Below are 17325 nucleotides of genomic sequence, written 5' to 3'. Positions count from 1 at the left end.
AAATTTTGTAAGATTATTCTATAGTGATAACACTCACCAGATACTTTTAGTATGCTTAATTCTTTACCCTTTGCTTACTTCCAAAACAAATTTGTGCCTTTTGCTGAGGCAAATATTTCCATCGCTACCCATGCTTTGCATTATGGAACCGGAGCCTTTGGAGGATTGCGTGGCATCCCCGATCCCCAAAACCCTCAACAAATTTTGCTGTTTAGATTAGACCGTCATTGTCAAAGATTGAGTCAGAGTGCTAAGTTTCTTCGCTACGATTTACCAGCAGATAAAATCGAAAATACTATAGTCGATTTTGTCCGAGTTAATAAGCCAAGTACGTCTTTTTATATTCGACCTTTTATCTATACCTCAGATATAGGTATTGCTCCCAGACTTCATAACATTGAGAAACAGTTTTTCGTTTATGGATTAGAGTTAGGAGATTATATGTCTCCTGAAGGAGTAAGCTGTCGCATTAGTTCTTGGTATCGACAAGAAGATCGCAGCTTTCCCCTGAAAGGTAAAATTACAGGAGCTTATATTACTTCTTCTCTAGCCAAAACTGAAGCTGTAGAATCCGGTTTTGACGAAGGGATTTTAATGAACTCTCAAGGCAAAGTCTGTGAAGCTTCGGGGATGAATATTTTTATTGTGAGAAATGGGCAACTAATTACCCCTGGAGTTGAACAAGATATTTTAGAAGGCATCACTAGAGATAGCATTCTCACAATCGCTCAAGATATGGGAATTAAAACTATAGAAAGACCCGTTGATAAATCTGAGCTTTTGATTGCTGACGAAGTGTTTTTAAGTGGGACTGCTGCTAAGATAACCCCAGTAAAAAGAATTGAAAACTACGAGTTATCAACAACTAGACCAATAACTGAAAAACTTAGGGAGAAACTGACAGCAATTACAGAAAACCGAGACGATAATTACCGAGAATGGGTATACACAATTCCCCTTGAATAAACATAAGTATTCAAATGGGGGAGGGTGTGAATAATCGATATTAAAGATTGGTGGAAATTGCTTGAACGGGACAAGTAGGAATACACTGTTCGCAGACAATGCAGCGCGATCGCATAAACGTTAGCCGGAATGTCTGCGGATCTAAAGTAAGGGCTTCCGTAGGGCAAACACCAGTACAAAGTCCGCAGTCAACGCAGACATCTTCATCAATAACAATCTCCCGACTGGCAAAGGAAACGCTGATATCTTGCGATCGCATCCAATCAATCGCCGCATCCAGCGCATCAATATCGCCCAAAAGTTCCACTACCAGCTTACCAATTTGATTCGGTGCCACCTGAGCGCGAATAATATTCGCCGCCACATTAAAATCTTTAGCCAGTCGATAAGTCACTGGCATTTGTATTGCGCGTTTCGGAAAAGTCAGCGTTACTCGTTTTTTCACAGCAGGGGATGGGCTGGGGGCTGGGGACTGGGGGCTAGGGATTAAAAACTGGGGACTCTTGGACTGGGTAAGAATCCTTCCAATCCCCAATCCCCAATCCCCAATCCCTAATTCCTAATCCCCTTAGTAAACTAAAGGAAGCTTATATACAAATCCTAAACAAAATCTTCAATGGCTGTGACACCTGAAACAACTGTAACTCCCCAAACCCAGCCGCCAGCAGACAGCGGGAAACGCATTAGAAATTTCTTGATTGCAATGGTAGCAATTATCCTCACCGTTGCCCTATTTTTCGGACTGCGAACCGAGACAAGTTCAGTTTCCCTAGACGCACAGGCGCAAACATCCACACCGTTAGAAGTGGCTTTGAGTAATGGTAAGCCGACGCTAATGGAATTTTATGCCAACTGGTGTACTAGCTGTCAGGCGATGGCAAAAGATTTGGGCGAACTTAAACAAGAGTACGCGGAGTCTGTGAACTTTGTGATGCTGAACGTGGATAATAACAAGTGGTTGCCAGAGATGCTGCGCTACCGAGTCGATGGCATTCCACATTTCGTGTATTTTGGGAAAAATGGGGAAGCGATCGCTCAAACCCTCGGTGAAATGCCTCGTCTCATCATGCAGGCAAACATTGAAGCCCTAGTTGCTGCCTTACCCCTACCTTATACCCAAGCGGGGCAAGTATCCGCCTTTGAAGCGCCCGTCACCCCAGCAAAAGCCACCCCTGACGATCCTCGCAGCCACGGTAGTCAAGTCAAAAATTAAAAATGCAAAATGTTTAATTTTACTCTAGGAGGATGACTAGGCTTACCGCTTTGGGTTATAAGCTATTTGCTGCATGAAGGATGGCAAATGACGAATCCACCGCCCCCCGATCCAAGATCCTCTCAACTAGGCTTTGATGAGTTGATAGGCATTGTTGTAGCCTTTGCCGCCATTGGCGCGATTTTCTTTTGGGTGATAGGTAGAAAAGATGAAGGGTTGAATCTGACAGGCTTGCCGATTCCTAACGCCACTGCGAGTCCCACGCCAGCAGCCCCACTACCGCCCGTATTGCCACAAGAGTCGCCCCTTCCCCAAGCCATAGATCCCTCAACGCCAGAAGCCTCGGGAAACCTCACCCCAGTCGTACCGATACCAGTAGACCCCACAGCGGCTTCGAGAACCATACCCTTAGCTCCCGCCCCAGTGGTCGTAGCTCCTGCCCCAGTGGCCGTAGCTCCTGCCCCAACTGCGTCTGCGACTCCCTCCCCAACACCCACAGCTTCACCCCCAGCGAGGGTGCTCAACTTCACCGATATTCCTGCTAATTACTGGGCGCGTCCTTACATACAGGCAATGGCTCAGCGTAACATCGTCGCCGGTTTTACCGATCGCACTTTTCGCCCGGATAGACCGATAACTAGAGCCGAATTTGCTGCCATTTTGCAGAAGGCTTTTAACAAACAATCAGCTCAAAATGCACCTAATTTTAAAGATGTTCCAGCTGGGCTCTGGGCAAACGCAGCGATTAAGCAAGCTGCTACAACGGGTTTTTTAAAAGGGTATCCAAATAATACCTTTCTCCCCAATCAAGAAATTCCCAGAGCGCAAGTCTTCGTTGCCCTTGCCAGTGGCTTAGGGCTGGCACCACCGGCTAATCCTGCCCAAGTTTTACAGGCTTATCAAGATGCTCCGCAGATTCCTAATTACGCCAAGCCAGGGGTAGCAGCAGCTACGGCATCGGGTCTTGTGGTAAATTACCCAAAAACCAACTTGCTAAAACCAACTCAGGCGGCTACGAGAGCTGAGGTTGCGGCTGCGATTTATCAAGCCTTAGCGCAAGCTGGAAGTGTGGAAAAGATTCCTTCTCAGTATCAAGTTCAGCCAAAATAATAATGGCTAATTGTTAAGGGAAACATTTCTCGTTTCCAGCCTGAGACTGGGAACGAGGAAAAATGCTGGGAGTTATGGGGTTTAGTTTTTGAAGTTGCGATCGCCTTCATACCCGGATATATCAGCAAGTTTCTGCAAAGCCAGCACACCTGTGTATTGCTTTCCCTGAATTTCCCAGGTGGGATAGCCTTCAATTTCAGCTTTTTTGCAGAGGTCTGGGCGCGGATTTTTACCGCCAGCATCGCACTCAATATAGTTTATTTGCTTGACTGCTTCTTCACCAAACATTTGCTTTTGATCCGTGCAGTGAGGACACCAGTAAGCACCGTAAAATTTCGCTCCAATTTTTTTGAGATGTTTGGCTAAACCCACCTCTGCTGAAATGGGAGGCGCGGCGGCTTGGTTTGGCGTAGTTTGTGATGCTACGGGTGGCTCCAGTAAGTCACACCCAGCCACTAGCGCCAGCAGCGCTATCGTTGTACTGCGGATGATGATTGAGCGAAGGTTAATTCTTTGAGGTTGCATGGCACGAGAGCGTAGGATGGGATATATTACGTCTTTGCTTTTCGTTAAGAATAATTGTAGCCAACCCCAACAGCAGATAAAACATTTTTTGTAAATGCGATCGCTAGAAGTAAAAAGGCAAAAATCAAGAAATTTTTGCCTTTTTACTCCCCCTTTTGTAACACGATTAGGGGAAGCGCATGAGAGCCTTTTTAGCGACCGTTATATGACCAATGTGGAGGATCGTTCAATAGCTTATACACACCATAAGAAGCACCAACATTGTGCAAAATAGTATTGCTGGCACCGTTAGTAGGAGCGCTGATATTAAAGATGGTTCCATCTCGTCTTTTAATTTTTAGGATACCATCCCAGGTAATATTCCAATCAATCGCCAACCTTTCAGTATGAAGAGATTTGAGAGCAACAGGATTACCGCCAATCCCATAAGCATCTACCATCAATTCTGCCGCTTTCACCGACACCGCATTTGTGTAATGTACCCATTGAATGTCAACTCCCGGAAAGCGCGGCACATCCTCTGCCTTAATACTTCCTCGTGAAATTCTAGCAGCATAGTGCATCAAATAAGCTCGTTGTGGAGGTCGATAAGTGGCGGCGATAATTGTTTGAGCGCCTGCGTCGATTAAAGCTTTTTGAAATCCTAGTACCTTTTCGCGGAATGGAGAAGCTAAATCAGAAATAGATTTGCTCGTTGGAAAAAAGTCATACCAATGTTGTCCACTCAAACGAAATCTAATTCTTTTAGCATAGTTGATGAGAATATCCATTGCTTCGGTAAAATCTGCTCCCAGTTTCTGTTTAGTAGTTGCAGAAAGCAGCTCCCCTAATTCGCTACGCAAGCGCACGTCTCTTTGTAGGTAAGCTTGAGCTAAGCCCTGCGTACTTCTGGCACCAAAGTCTCCGTCTACTCCCAAATCTGGAACCAAGATAGTATTCAAGGACTTTTGTAAATCTTTTACCTCTGCATCACCAAAGCGCAGGTAAGCTAACAACAATGCCGCCGTAAGATTCGGAACTTTATAAATAAAACCGTCGCTCAAAGCTTTGGTATAAGTTGTATTATCTACAACTCCAGTGACGGGCAAATTATTTCTTTGTTGATAGCTGCGGGTAGCGGTATCACTTATTTTGCCAAAGTCTCCATCAACAGTCCCAATCGGATATTCAGCTTCTTTCAAATAGCTCTGCCAAGCACTAACAGCTGAACCATTAGAGCCAATTTTGATTGTAGGCAATTTTAGAACACTGATATTGAAAGCCATAGATTTTACCTGAGTTGAACAGTAGTAGGGTGGGCAATACCTTAACTCCCAATTTATGGGCGGTTGGCGGGGCAAAACGTTAGTCGCTTTTTTCTAAGCTACCCCTTGAAAGAAGGTAGGTATTACCCCAGTAAAGTTGTACGCCGCTTTAACCTATTAATTTAACCCAGCCTTGCGGCCCTAGAATGCCATCAGCAGTTAAGCCATTTTGTTTTTGAAATCTCTCAACTGCTGCCTCTGTACCAAGACCAAAAACGCCATCTGTTTCTGCACCTATGCGGTATTGCAGGTATTTTACAGCTGTACCGCCAGCATGGTTTGCTCTTAGTATTGGCTTGGCAAGAATCTGATTAAGTGCAATCCACGTAGTAGGGCCGGCAATTCCATTTTCGGTGATGTCTACAATGGACTGAAACTTTTGGGTAGCTGCTCTAGTTTCATTGTCTATTGTTCCATCTTCTACCAACTTTTTGCCGCTAATATCTGTTATTTTTAACCTATTTAAGGTTTGCTGTAGTTTGATTATCTCGTTATCTTTAGCTGGGTTTGGAGCGGGAGGCGTTGGAGATTTTCCAGTTAATCCGGTGACAATAGCATTCGCCAAAGCTTCTGGATTGTACCGATTCATATCTTCTTGGTTGTCGCAGAAACAACACTCAACCAGAATGGCGGGCATATTTGTATTTTTTATTACATACAAGTGCGAACCATCTTTAACGCCTCTGTTGAAATATCCCAATTTAACTATATTGTCTAGTATGGGCTGGGCAATCTTTCTGCCTGTATCGCTGGCTGCAAATACTTCCGTTCCCTTAGCTACACGGTTAAAAGCATTAAAGTGGATAGATACAAATAGGTTCACTCTATTAGCGTTGGCTATATTGCATCTTTGCAATAGGGAATTGCCTACAGTACTCGCACTTTTAGGCTTGCATTCTACAACTTGATGCCCCTGAGATTTTAACTTGGATATAACTCTAGTCCCCACCTCCATTGTCATCACATCTTCAACTCTAATTCCTCTGGCTCCCGTGTCGGGAGAACAATTATGCCCGATATCAATTCCGTATTCCATTGCAGTTAGCTCCTTTGAGAGATGACATTTCTGTTGAACTAAGTTCCCGAAAGTTTGGGGCAACTTTTATAGTAAAACCTTTACCTTATTTTCTGTCTATTCCTTTAACATAATAGTCATATTTTGTTACAAAAAAATCATTAAATTCGTAGGAATAGGTAGGACGAGAGATCCGAGCGGCTAATAGGAAACCGCTGTTGGTTCATCAGGAAAAAAACGAATTTAAACTAATATAAGTTCCGGATTTTATCTCATCGGTTGTGGATCATCCGGTAACTGATGTTCGCTTTTTTTAATAAGGAGGCTTTATGGCAGACTCTGGAAAATCTCGGATGCGCGATCGCACGCCAGACGATGTAATTATTCAGGCAGAGGCGCGAAAACCCATTACAGACCCCAGCCTGGGCATTTCCGTTGAAGTAAATAGACAAGGCACCCCCAAGCATCGATTGGTCACGATTGGGGATTCTCTCTCTCACGGCTTTCAAAGTGGGGCAATCTTTAATACTAGCCTCTCCTATCCGATGATGATTGCTAAGGAAATGGGCTGGTCTCACCAGATGCGTTATCCCACCTACGACGGGCCAGGAGATGGGTTTCCGCTCAACCTGGAAAATCTGGCTCGACAACTCGATCGGGAGTTTGGCGACAGCATCAACTGGTTGGATTTCGCCCCGGCGCTGTTGTTTATACGCCGCTACATGGACGATGTGGAGGATTATTGGGAACGTGACGCAGGCTCCCGCTTCCCAATTCAACGAGGGATTAATCACAACCTGGCAGTCTATGGCTGGGATTTGCGGAATACCCTGTCGCGTACTGCGGACATTTGCCTAGACATCATTCGGAAAAATCCCCCCAAAGACGATTATCTCCGGCAGGTTGTCGAGTATCATAACGAACGCGCTGCCATCCGTGTTTTGAATTCGGCACGAGATGCACAAGGCAACGCGCTGACGCCACTGCAAGCGGCGGCAGCACTGGGCGCTGAGGGGACGCCAGAAAGCGGTGGAGACGGCATTGAAACGCTGCTTGTTGTCATCGGTGGCAATAATGCCCTGGGTAGTATTCTGACATTCAAGGCGGCTTGGACCGCTGAAGGCTATGACGATATGGCGGTCAACGATCGCTATACTGTCTGGCGTCCAATTCACTTTAAGGCTGAACTAGACAAGCTGGTTGCGGAAGTTAAGCAAATCCGCGCTCGCCATGTAATCTTGGCAACGATTCCTCACGTCACGATCGTTCCTTTTGCCCGTGGCATAAATAAAAATGATCAGGGTAATAAAGCTAAGCCGGGATCTCGATACTTCCCTTACTACTCCTTACCTTGGCTTACCGAAGAAGAATTCGATCCGAATAAGCACCCCTACCTGACAGAGGAAGAAGCACGAGCAATCGATAGTGCCGTTGACCAGTACAACGACTATATAACCGATGCGGTGCGCCAGGCTCGACAAGAAGGCAGAGATTGGTATCTGTTTGAATTGGCTGGGTTACTGGATCGTTTGGCATCCAGGCGCTATATTCAAGACCCCGCAGCCAGACCGACTTGGTGGGATGAAGTGGGTGGTCAGTACGAGTTGCCACCTGAGCTTCAGGCACTTTCACCCGTGCCAGACTCCCGCTTTTTTAAATCTGATGCAACGGGTCGCACCCAAGGCGGCTTATTCTCTCTGGATGGGATTCATCCCACTACCATTGGCTATGGCATCATGGCGCAGGAGTTGATCGAGATTATGCACAAGAAGGCGGGTGTCAAGTTTTACGAAAGCGATGGGAAAACCGAGCGGACTGGTGACATCAAAGTTGATTTTAATCGCTTGATTACCCTGGATACGCTGATTTCTAACCCACCGCGATCGCTCTCTAATGCTCAGAGTTTAATCGGTTTGATTGACAAGAACTTTAATATCTTCAGCGGGATGCTTAGAGCTAGTTACTAAAAGCAATCCGAGGGTCGGGGTGGGCTAAGGCGTCCCATCCCCAAGGTTCCTGCTTAAGATCGAAAGTAGGAACCTTTAGGATCTCTGGGCATGAAACGCATTGTTCTAATTGCTGGGTTTGAATCTTTCAACGCTGACTTGTACCGGAAAGCGGCTGATCTGGCACAAGCAAGCTGTCGGGAACTAGATATTCGGGTATTTAGCGATCGCGCCCTCACGACGGAACCAGAAGCCGTAGAAGCCGCACTCCAGGGGGCAGATGTCTTCTTTGGCAGTCTGCTGTTTGATTATGACCAAGTTTTGTGGTTGCGCCAAAGGGTGCAAAATATCCCTATTCGCCTCGTCTTTGAGTCAGCCTTGGAATTGATGAGCCTCACTCAGATAGGCGCGTTCAAAATTGGCGACAAACCCAAGGGAATGCCCAAACCTGTTAAATTCATTCTCGACAAATTCAGCAATGGGCGAGAAGAAGACAAACTTGCTGGTTATATTAGCTTTTTGAAAGTAGGGCCAAAATTATTAAAATTCGTGCCAGTGCAAAAAGTACAAGACTTACGCAACTGGCTAATTATCTACGGTTATTGGAACGCTGGAGGAACAGAAAATGTTGCCTCTATGTTCTGGACTATAGCAGAGAAATATTTTGGGTTGAAGGTAGGAGAAATTCCGCCGCCAATTGAAACCCCCAACATGGGATTACTGCATCCCGATTATCAAGGATTTTTTGAATCACCGAAGGCATATTTAGATTGGTATCAAAGTAGGGACACGGCACTGCCGTGTCCCTACTCAACTGTTGGTATTCTGCTTTATCGCAAACACGTAATTACAAAACAGCCTTACATCCCCCAGTTAATTCGCCAGTTTGAGAAAGCTGGATTAATACCTTTACCAATTTTTATTAACGGAGTTGAAGGCCATGTGGCGGTGCGAGATTGGATGACAACAAATTACGAAATCGCCCAACGAAAACTCGGTAATATTGAAACTCCTTCACTCTCCGATCAAGCAGTGCGAGTGGATGCAATTGTTTCTACAATTGGTTTTCCCCTCGTAGGCGGCCCTGCGGGGTCGATGGAAGCAGGGCGACAGGTGGAAGTAGCAAAACGCATTCTCACCGCGAAGAATGTACCTTACATCGTTGCCGCACCCCTACTAATTCAAGATATCCATTCTTGGACGCGGCAGGGTGTTGGCGGATTACAAAGTGTCGTTTTGTATGCCTTACCAGAACTCGACGGGGCGATTGATCCAGTTCCTCTCGGTGGTTTGGTTGGAGAAGATATTTACTTAATTCCAGAACGAGTCCAGCGGTTAATCGGAAGGTTGAAAAAATGGATTTCCTTGCGACAAAAGTCTACCGCTGAACGCAAAATTGCCATAATTTTGTATGGATTTCCGCCGGGATATGGTGCAACGGGTACAGCAGCTTTGTTGAATGTACCACGTAGTCTCCTTAAATTTCTCCATGCACTCAAAGACCAAGGTTACAACATTGGGGAATTACCAGAAGACGGCGAAGAATTAATTCGATTAGTGAAAGAAGCGGATGAGAACCCCACCCCAGCCCTCACCGCTGAAAGGGCGAAGGCAAGAAAAGGTTTAGAAGGAGTAAACACCGTCAACACTAAAACCCTAGAAAAATGGCTAGGATACCTACTTACCACCCGTATCGAAAAACAGTGGGGATCCCTCACTGAAACTGGCATCAAAACTTATGGAGATGAATTTCAAATTGGTGGGATACAACTAGGAAATATTTGGGTAGGCGTACAGCCACCATTGGGTATTTCTGGCGACCCGATGCGGCTAATGTTTGAGCGAGATTTGACACCGCATCCTCAATATGCTGCCTTCTACAAGTGGTTACAAAATGACTTTCAAGCTGATGCCATTGTTCACTTTGGGATGCACGGTACGGTTGAATGGTTGCCGGGATCTCCGCTGGGAAATACTGGTTATTCATGGTCAGATATTTTGTTAGGAAATTTGCCGAATCTATATGTATATGCGGCAAATAATCCTTCCGAATCAATTTTGGCGAAACGTCGCGGCTATGGGGTAATAATTTCTCACAATGTACCGCCTTATGGTCGGGCTGGGTTGTATAAGGAATTGGTGACATTGCGAGAATTAATCGCGGAATATCGGGAAGATACAGATAAGAATTACGTTCTCAAAGAAGCCATCTGCAAAAAGATTTTAGATATAGGTTTGGATGCAGATTGTCCCTTTGAGGATGCGAAACGTCTAGGAATTGCCTTTACTCCTGAAAATGCCAGGATGTTTAGTGCTGATGTCTTTAATAGTTATTTGGTGCGGTTGTACGAGTATCTGCAAGTTCTGGAAAATCGGCTTTTTTCATCTGGGTTGCATACGTTGGGTGAAGCACCTAATTCAGAGGAGATGGTGTCGTACCTTGAGGCTTATTTTGGGGAGGAGTTCTCAGAGGGTATGGTAAGGGGAATTGTAGAAGGAACTGAACCGCAGAGACCCCCAGAACGTAGAGAGGAGGAGGTTATACAAATTCGGGATTTGTTGATGCAAACTGGGGAAGAATTAAGGAATCTTATCAGAGGGCTTAATGGGGAATATATTCCGCCTGCACCGGGGGGAGATTTGTTAAGAGATGGTGCTGGTGTGTTACCGACTGGTCGCAATATTCATGCTTTAGATCCTTATAGAATGCCTTCACCTGCGGCTTATGAAAGAGGTCGAGAAATTGCTATAAAAATTATTGACCAACACTTTCAGGAAAATGGTCAATATCCGGAAACTGTGGCGGTAATGTTGTGGGGTTTGGATGCGATCAAAACTAAGGGTGAATCTCTGGGAATTTTGCTGGAATTAGTAGGCGCTGAACCAGTGAAAGAAGGAACTGGCAGAATTGCCCGTTACGAATTAAAGCCTTTATCCCAGTTAAATCATCCTCGTATCGATGTTTTAGGGAATCTTTCTGGCATTTTTCGCGATAGCTTTGTAAATATTATCGAACTACTTGACGATTTATTTCAACGTGCTGCTGATGCTGATGAACCGGAAGATAAAAACTTTGTTCGCAAGCACGCTTTAGCCTTAAAAGCCAAGGGTGTAGAGAATGTAACGGCGAGATTATTTTCTAATCCTGCGGGTGATTTTGGTTCTTTGGTAAACGATCAAGTTGTCGCTTCCAGTTGGGAATCAGGTGATGAGTTGGGCGATACTTGGCAAAGTCGAAATGTTTTTAGTTACGGTAGAAAAGATAAAGGTCAAGCTAGACCAGAGGTTTTGACGCAGTTGTTGGATAAATGCGATCGCATTGTCCAAGAAATCGACTCTGTAGAATATGGTATCACTGATATTCAAGAATATTACGCCAACACGGGCGGCTTGAAAAGGGCAGCAGAAAAACAACAAGGTAAAAAAGTTAACGCCAGTTTTGTCGAAAGTTTCTCGAAAGATACGACACCCCGCAAATTAGAAGACTTGCTGCGAATGGAGTATCGCACTAAGTTACTTAACCCGAAATGGGCGCAAGCAATGGCGAATCAAGGTTCAGGTGGTGCTTACGAAATCTCGCAGCGCATGACAGCCCTAATTGGTTGGGGTGCTACTGCTGATTTTACCGATAATTGGGTTTACGACCAAGCAGCAGATACCTATGCTTTAGATGCAGAAATGGCGAATAAATTGCGAGAAGCCAATCCCGAAGCTTTCCGCAATATTGTCGGTAGGATGATAGAAGCAAATGGTCGCGGTTTCTGGGAACCTGATGCTGATAAGTTAGAGAAACTGCGCGGATTGTATGAGTTATCAGATGCAGAAATCGAAGGTGTGACCGTTGATTAATCATAAATAGTATGCTAGGAATATATAGCAATTCTCGATTCGGTACGATACAGAAGTTGATGGGTTGTCAGTGGAAAGGTGGTGATATTGGTTAGCTGTTGAAGGAGAAATGGAAGAAAGATGCGATCGCATCCTCTTTATCCCTAAGTAAATTTCCCATTCTCGCCATAAGATAACATTTGTTATACTCGCATTCGTTTATTCGGAACGGCGAGTAATTAGCTGTATTCAGGAAAGAGGAAATTCTAGAACTAAACTTATGTCTGACGAACCAAAAGCACAAGGATGGTTTCACACGCTTCCGGGCATCATAACTTCAACGGCGGCGATTCTCACTGCTGTAACTGGCTTAGTTGTTGCGCTAAAACCATCTGATACTCCGCAGCCATCGCCAGCAGCGTCAATCTCACCTTCACCAGCAGCGTCAACCCAAACAGTACAGTCACCAATTCCACAGTCATCAACTGTTGAACAAACTACTGATACACCTTCACAGGGAACTTCACAGGGAAAAGGAAAGGCGAAAAAAAAGGATAAAGACAAGTAGTTACAGTTGTTATTTATCGTTAGTCATTAGTTTAAGACTAATGACTAATGACTGGGATTTAGCGATCGCGTAGTTCCGTTTCCATCTTATCTAAATCTTCTCTGAGGAAAACTGTCATTTGACCGTTGTAAGCCTTACCTTCCTTGGTTTTGACAATTTCCATCCAGTAAGCAAATCTCTCTCCTAATCGTAATTGTCCCTGCTGCGCTCTCAAAAGTGGTAGTGCCTGACGACGAGATAAGTCTACACTTAGCGGCGTGGGATATTCATACACAAGTCTCGAACGGTCGTAATCTTGATAGATATCTGGGCCATAAATTACCCGCAAAGATTCCTTCAGGCGTTCGGGAGTAACGCCATTAATTTGGTCATAAAAATTAAAGCGTTCGCTGCGAATTGTGCCACGTTCTCTGATAGAAGTAATTCTGCCCGGCGAGAACACAGTTGCTTGAAAGGTAAATCTTTGGGCGGGCGTATTACTCTTTTGCACGATTAGCCCATCACCAACAGCAGGGCGAAGAGTGGGATTAGAATTAATCCAGGCAGTCACCTCTTCTGTTCTCTGTCCCGGTAAAGCATCGGCACGGCTGGCTCCCAATGCTAGTAAAATTCCCAGGGATAAAACTGATAACAATTTGACGCTTTTCATCTAATCCTTCAAACTTTCAACGAAAAAAAACAATCCATTAGTAGGACAAAGGCGACTTTAGTCGTTAGGCGTTGTTACTACTTCTAAGATGCCACGCTGGGGTCGATGGCGACCTTAATCACCTTACGATTCTTCATATCTTGGAATACTTGCTCTAAATTCTTTAAAGGCTGATGTTCGCTGATTAGCAACTCAAAGGGAATTGTCCGGCTCGCCAACAAGGATAAAGCATCTCGCACATACTTTGGCGTGTTGTGAAAAACGCCTTTTAAAGTGAGTTCGCTGTAGTGTAGCTGTTCTGTATTTACAGTGATGGTGGTATCTCGCGGACAACCGCCGAATAAGTTTACGGTAGCACCGGGACGAGCAGATGCGATCGCGCTCTCCCAAACACTCGGCACACCCGTCGCCTCAATCACCACATCCGCACCCATGCCATCCGTTAGCTCTTTTACCACACTTGCTATATCTGCCTGCTTGTGGTAGTTAAACGTTTGAGTTGCCCCCAATTTTTTCCCAATCTGCAACCGCTGGTCATTGCCGCCAAATAGTATGACTTCCGCTGAAGAGTCAGATGCTAATTTGGCTACAAACATCAGCCCAATTGCCCCATCTCCCAACACTACTACCCTATCTCCAGGTTTCACATTAGAACGCGCTACCCCGTGCAGCACGCAAGCTAGAGGTTCAGTCATCGCCGCCAGCGCATCCGGCAAGTCTGGGGGAATCGGCAACAGGTTATGCTGCACAATCTGGGCGGGAATTTTTAGATATTCTGCAAAGGTGCCGTTGTTCCAAGTTAAATTAGGGCAGAGAGAATATTCTTGACGTTGACAAAAAAAACAATTTGTGCAAGGAGCCGAGTTATTAGCAACTACGCGAACTCCTACCTGCGAAGCGCTGATACCTTCACCCACCGCGACAATCCGCCCAGCAGCCTCGTGGCCAAACAAAGTGGGAGGCTTCAGCATTTTCGCATGACCTCCCCGCCGCCAAACCTTCAGGTCTGTCCCACAAGTCGTTGCCGCTGCCACTTGAATCACCACCTCACCAGCAGCTGGCGTAGGGTCAGCTACCCGTTCCAGGCGTAAATCTTCTTGTCCATAAAGTACAGCCGCTAGCATTATGCTCTGCCCCTAACCGTGTCCTAGCTGATTTTATCAGGGCAGATTTAAAAAAGGTAAAAACAAGAAATCATCTAGCATTAAGGATGAAAAGCATTCTGACCGTTATTGTTCATCCGTATACCTTGTGCCTTTTACCTTTTACTTTTCGCCTTACTTTAAGTATTTACAAGTTTTAAAGTCCGCGATAATTGAACAACTTTGACTTCACTAGGGGGCGTCTTCTCGATAACTACGGGTAGCATTTCTTGACGACATGAGGTACAAAACCAATAAACACCATTTTGCCGCGCATGACGCAGGAGGGGGCTACCGCAACAATGACAAGTATTTAGTCGCATTTTATTAAACTCCCTATTTAAAAAACGTACACCACTGACTCAGTACCAACTCAAGCTAATGTATGATGGGATACCAATTTCAAAATGTTAAATTTATCTTAAGATACCCGACCAGCAAGAGTTGGGTTCACGGTAACATTTTATGGCGAGATACTGATGCCGTTACACAAAAAGTAGGCGGCGAAACTGGTGTCATAAATAAAGATAAAACTAAGCAACAAGTAGGCTCATCTATCCTGGGGATCATTTGTTAAGGGTATATAAAGCACTAAGAATGCAGCAAAACACTGAAAGATCATTGGGATCAGGAAGTTAAATTAGGGTTGGCGGCAGGAGGATTCTAAACCGCCTGCTGGCGATCGCCAGCAGAAGACAAGTCGTACCCGTGGGGCATACCCACCAGACAAAGGAGGCTTTTAGCAGTGCGAACAAGCGACGAAATCAAAGCAGAAATAGAAGGAAAATTCGGTTTTTTCCCCCCGTTTTTTGAACCTGCACTCGATACACCGCAGGTTCTGGAAAACCTTTGGCAACAGACTCTATCGGCTTATGTCAATAATCCGCTACCATCTTTATTCAAGGAAAAGCTTTTTGCTTACTTGTCGCGCTATTGCTCAGTTCCCTACTGCATCGTTTGCCATAGTTGTGCCTTGCGACCTTTAGGAATGACAGCCAAGGAATTGCTAAAACTACTGGAAACGCCACCGCCTACGGGAAATCGGGAATCAGAAATCGAGAATACAGAAGAATCTACCGAACTCCTCCAATCTGAGCAAAGCCTTTACGACTATGCGATTTTAATTTTCCTGAAGCCTGAGAGTGCAGCAGCTTATCGAAACCAGTTGCGTCAGTTGCTAGGATCAACTAATTACGCTCACCTGGTGGCGTTTCTGGGTTACATCAAAATGTGTCACCAGTGGGTAGAAAGTTATCCAGAGCTGTCATATCAAGCCGACCTACGAGCTGAGTCTCATCTAACGGCCTTGTTGGAAGAGGAACCTGACTTGGTGGATTTCTTTGCTGACTACAACGAAAAAATTCAGCAGGAAAAACACAGACGAGAAAATTTACTAGCAGCTCAAATTTTAGAGTTGCAACAGGTGCAGCAGGCGCTTTTGGAGAGTGAACAGCGCTTTCGCGCTACCTTTGAGCAAGCTGCGGTTGGCATTTCCCATGTGGGGATAGATGGTCGCTGGCTACGAGTTAACCAAAAGCTTTGCGAAATTGTGGGTTATACCCGCGAGGAACTGCTAGAGCTAACTTTTCAGGATATTACCTACCCGGATGACTTGGAAGCAGACTTGGCGTTAGTTGACCGATTGCTGGCTGGCGAAATTGAGACTTACTCGATGGAGAAGCGTTATATCTGTAAAGATGGGTCAACCGTCTGGATTAATTTAACTGTGTCGTTGAGAAGGGGACTGGGGACTGGGAGCTGGGGACAAGGGACTGGGGACAAGGGACTGGGTAAGAGTCTTTCCAATCACCAATTCCCAATTCCCAATCCCCAATCCCCAATCCCCTTCCCAACACCAGAATATTTCATTTGTGTGATTGAAGACATTAGCGATCGCATCCAAGCTGAGCAGGAGCTGCGAGAATCGAAAGGGCAACTCCAGGCAATTTATGATGGGATAGTGGATGGACTGCTAATTACCGATCGAGAGACAACAAAGTTTCTTCGTGCCAATGCAGCAATCTGTAATATGTTGGGATATTCAGAAAGCGAATTATTATCAATGTCTGTAAAGGATATTCATCCACCAGATCAGTTAGATGTTATCTGGGAAAAGCTTCGGGAAAAAGAGAAAGAAACAATTAGACATAGCAAAAATATTCCGTGCTTACGAAAAGACGGAAGTAGATTTTTTGCAGACATTGGCTCTAAAGTCATTATCTACAATCAGATTCCCTACAATATCGCCTTTTTTAGGGATATTACTGACCGCAAAGCCGCCGAAGAACAGTTGAGGCAACGAGCCGAAGAGTTAGCGATCGCTAATTCCCACTTGGAACAGTTTGCTTATATCGCTTCTCACGATTTGCAGGAACCTCTACGAATGGTTGCCAGCTACACGCAGCTTTTGGCAAGACGCTATAAGGGCAAGCTGGACGATGATGCTGATGATTTCATTAGTTATGCGGTTGAAGGTGCTAACCGGATGCAACAGCTGATTAAAGACTTGCTGGCGTTTTACCAGGTGGGGCATCGGGCCGAAACATTTGAGGCGGTGAACTGCGAGAAAGTTTTGCTGTTAGCGATCGCAAATCTAACTGCTGCGATCGCCGAAAGCGGGGCAGTGGTGACTCACAATCCCCTGCCAGTGGTGCTAGGTAACGCCGCTGGGCTGACGCAACTGTTGCAAAATTTAATTAGCAATGCTATCAAGTTCTCCCAGCAAAGCCCTCGCATTCATATCGAAGCTCGTTTGGGTGACAAGGAATGGGTGTTTTCTGTTAGGGATAACGGCATCGGCATCGATCCGCAGTACGCCGCGCGCATCTTTGTTATCTTTGGGCGCTTGCACACAAAATCTGACTATCCGGGAAATGGCATAGGACTGGCAATTTGCCAGAAAATTGTCAACAGGCATCAAGGTAAAATTTGGGTAGAGTCTGAGTTAGGCAAAGGTTCTACTTTCTATTTCACTCTTCCTATAATAAATTAAGGATAAAAAATTCAAAAAAGGCAGAGTAACACCTCAAATAAATTCCGTTGGTAATGCTTCCCACATT

General features: G+C 45.2%; 14 protein-coding genes. 7 read left to right on the top strand and 7 right to left on the bottom strand.

Annotated features, from left to right (window positions below; all coding sequences use genetic code 11):
- Positions 1 to 51 precede the first annotated feature (51 nt).
- Positions 52 to 966 (top strand): branched-chain amino acid transaminase, encoded by a 915-nt coding sequence (locus H6F66_RS24210; RefSeq protein WP_190426730.1) that lies wholly within the window; start codon positions 52 to 54, stop codon positions 964 to 966.
- A gap of 40 nt (positions 967 to 1006) precedes the next feature.
- On the opposite strand, the gene H6F66_RS24205 is transcribed toward H6F66_RS24210, so the two are convergent.
- Positions 1007 to 1411: an NIL domain-containing protein gene (locus tag H6F66_RS24205; RefSeq protein WP_190426728.1), complete on the bottom strand. Its 405-nt coding sequence runs from the start codon at positions 1409 to 1411 to the stop codon at positions 1007 to 1009.
- Positions 1412 to 1582: 171 nt separating this feature from the next.
- On the opposite strand from H6F66_RS24205, the gene H6F66_RS24200 reads away from it, so the two are divergent.
- Both H6F66_RS24200 and H6F66_RS24195 read left to right on the top strand, forming a co-directional pair.
- Positions 1583 to 2179 (top strand): thioredoxin family protein, encoded by a 597-nt coding sequence (locus H6F66_RS24200; protein WP_190426726.1) that lies wholly within the window; start codon positions 1583 to 1585, stop codon positions 2177 to 2179.
- A gap of 87 nt (positions 2180 to 2266) precedes the next feature.
- Positions 2267 to 3289, top strand: a complete 1023-nt coding sequence (locus H6F66_RS24195; RefSeq protein WP_190426724.1) for an S-layer homology domain-containing protein — start codon at positions 2267 to 2269, stop codon at positions 3287 to 3289.
- Positions 3290 to 3370: 81 nt separating this feature from the next.
- Here the strand turns inward: H6F66_RS24195 and H6F66_RS24190 are convergent, their stop codons facing one another.
- The 3 genes from H6F66_RS24190 to H6F66_RS29100 all read right to left on the bottom strand — a co-directional run bounded on the left by H6F66_RS24190 (position 3371) and on the right by H6F66_RS29100 (position 6154).
- Positions 3371 to 3814: a hypothetical protein gene (locus H6F66_RS24190; protein WP_190426723.1), complete on the bottom strand. Its 444-nt coding sequence runs from the start codon at positions 3812 to 3814 to the stop codon at positions 3371 to 3373.
- A gap of 191 nt (positions 3815 to 4005) precedes the next feature.
- A complete protein-coding gene (locus tag H6F66_RS24185) occupies positions 4006 to 5079 on the bottom strand; it encodes a peptidoglycan-binding protein (protein ID WP_190426699.1) in 1074 nt (357 codons plus the stop codon).
- A 148-nt stretch (positions 5080 to 5227) separates the two neighbouring features.
- Entirely contained in the window at positions 5228 to 6154 is a 927-nt protein-coding gene (locus H6F66_RS29100) for an N-acetylmuramoyl-L-alanine amidase (protein ID WP_190426694.1), read from the bottom strand.
- Positions 6155 to 6462: 308 nt separating this feature from the next.
- Here H6F66_RS29100 and H6F66_RS24175 point away from each other — a divergent pair, with 308 nt between their 5' ends.
- From H6F66_RS24175 to H6F66_RS24165, 3 genes are all read left to right on the top strand, one after another.
- Positions 6463 to 8100, top strand: a complete 1638-nt coding sequence (locus tag H6F66_RS24175) for a hypothetical protein (protein WP_190426689.1) — start codon at positions 6463 to 6465, stop codon at positions 8098 to 8100.
- A 90-nt stretch (positions 8101 to 8190) separates the two neighbouring features.
- A complete protein-coding gene (gene bchH, locus H6F66_RS24170) occupies positions 8191 to 11928 on the top strand; it encodes a magnesium chelatase subunit H (protein WP_190426686.1) in 3738 nt (1245 codons plus the stop codon).
- A gap of 259 nt (positions 11929 to 12187) precedes the next feature.
- Positions 12188 to 12475 carry a hypothetical protein gene (locus tag H6F66_RS24165; RefSeq protein WP_190426683.1) on the top strand — a complete coding sequence of 96 codons (288 nt, stop codon included), beginning with the start codon at positions 12188 to 12190 and terminating at the stop codon, positions 12473 to 12475.
- Between the two features lie 58 nt (positions 12476 to 12533).
- On the opposite strand, the gene H6F66_RS24160 is transcribed toward H6F66_RS24165, so the two are convergent.
- From H6F66_RS24160 to H6F66_RS29565, 3 genes are all read right to left on the bottom strand, one after another.
- Positions 12534 to 13124, bottom strand: coding sequence for a hypothetical protein (locus tag H6F66_RS24160; protein ID WP_190426682.1), 591 nt, complete (start codon positions 13122 to 13124; stop codon positions 12534 to 12536).
- Between the two features lie 83 nt (positions 13125 to 13207).
- Complete coding sequence (locus H6F66_RS24155; protein ID WP_190426679.1) at positions 13208 to 14248, bottom strand: zinc-binding dehydrogenase; 1041 nt, start codon at positions 14246 to 14248, stop codon at positions 13208 to 13210.
- Positions 14249 to 14406: 158 nt separating this feature from the next.
- Positions 14407 to 14589 (bottom strand): hypothetical protein, encoded by a 183-nt coding sequence (locus H6F66_RS29565; RefSeq protein WP_347269424.1) that lies wholly within the window; start codon positions 14587 to 14589, stop codon positions 14407 to 14409.
- A gap of 422 nt (positions 14590 to 15011) precedes the next feature.
- Here H6F66_RS29565 and H6F66_RS24150 point away from each other — a divergent pair, with 422 nt between their 5' ends.
- Complete coding sequence (locus tag H6F66_RS24150) at positions 15012 to 17258, top strand: PAS domain S-box protein (protein ID WP_190426676.1); 2247 nt, start codon at positions 15012 to 15014, stop codon at positions 17256 to 17258.
- Positions 17259 to 17325 lie beyond the last annotated feature (67 nt).

The sequence above is a fragment of the Trichocoleus sp. FACHB-6 genome, from assembly GCF_014695815.1.
Classification (GTDB): domain Bacteria; phylum Cyanobacteriota; class Cyanobacteriia; order Cyanobacteriales; family FACHB-T130; genus Funiculus; species Funiculus sociatus.
The sequence above is the reverse complement of the archived record's forward strand: the minus strand, read 5'-3'. Positions and strand labels throughout refer to the sequence as shown.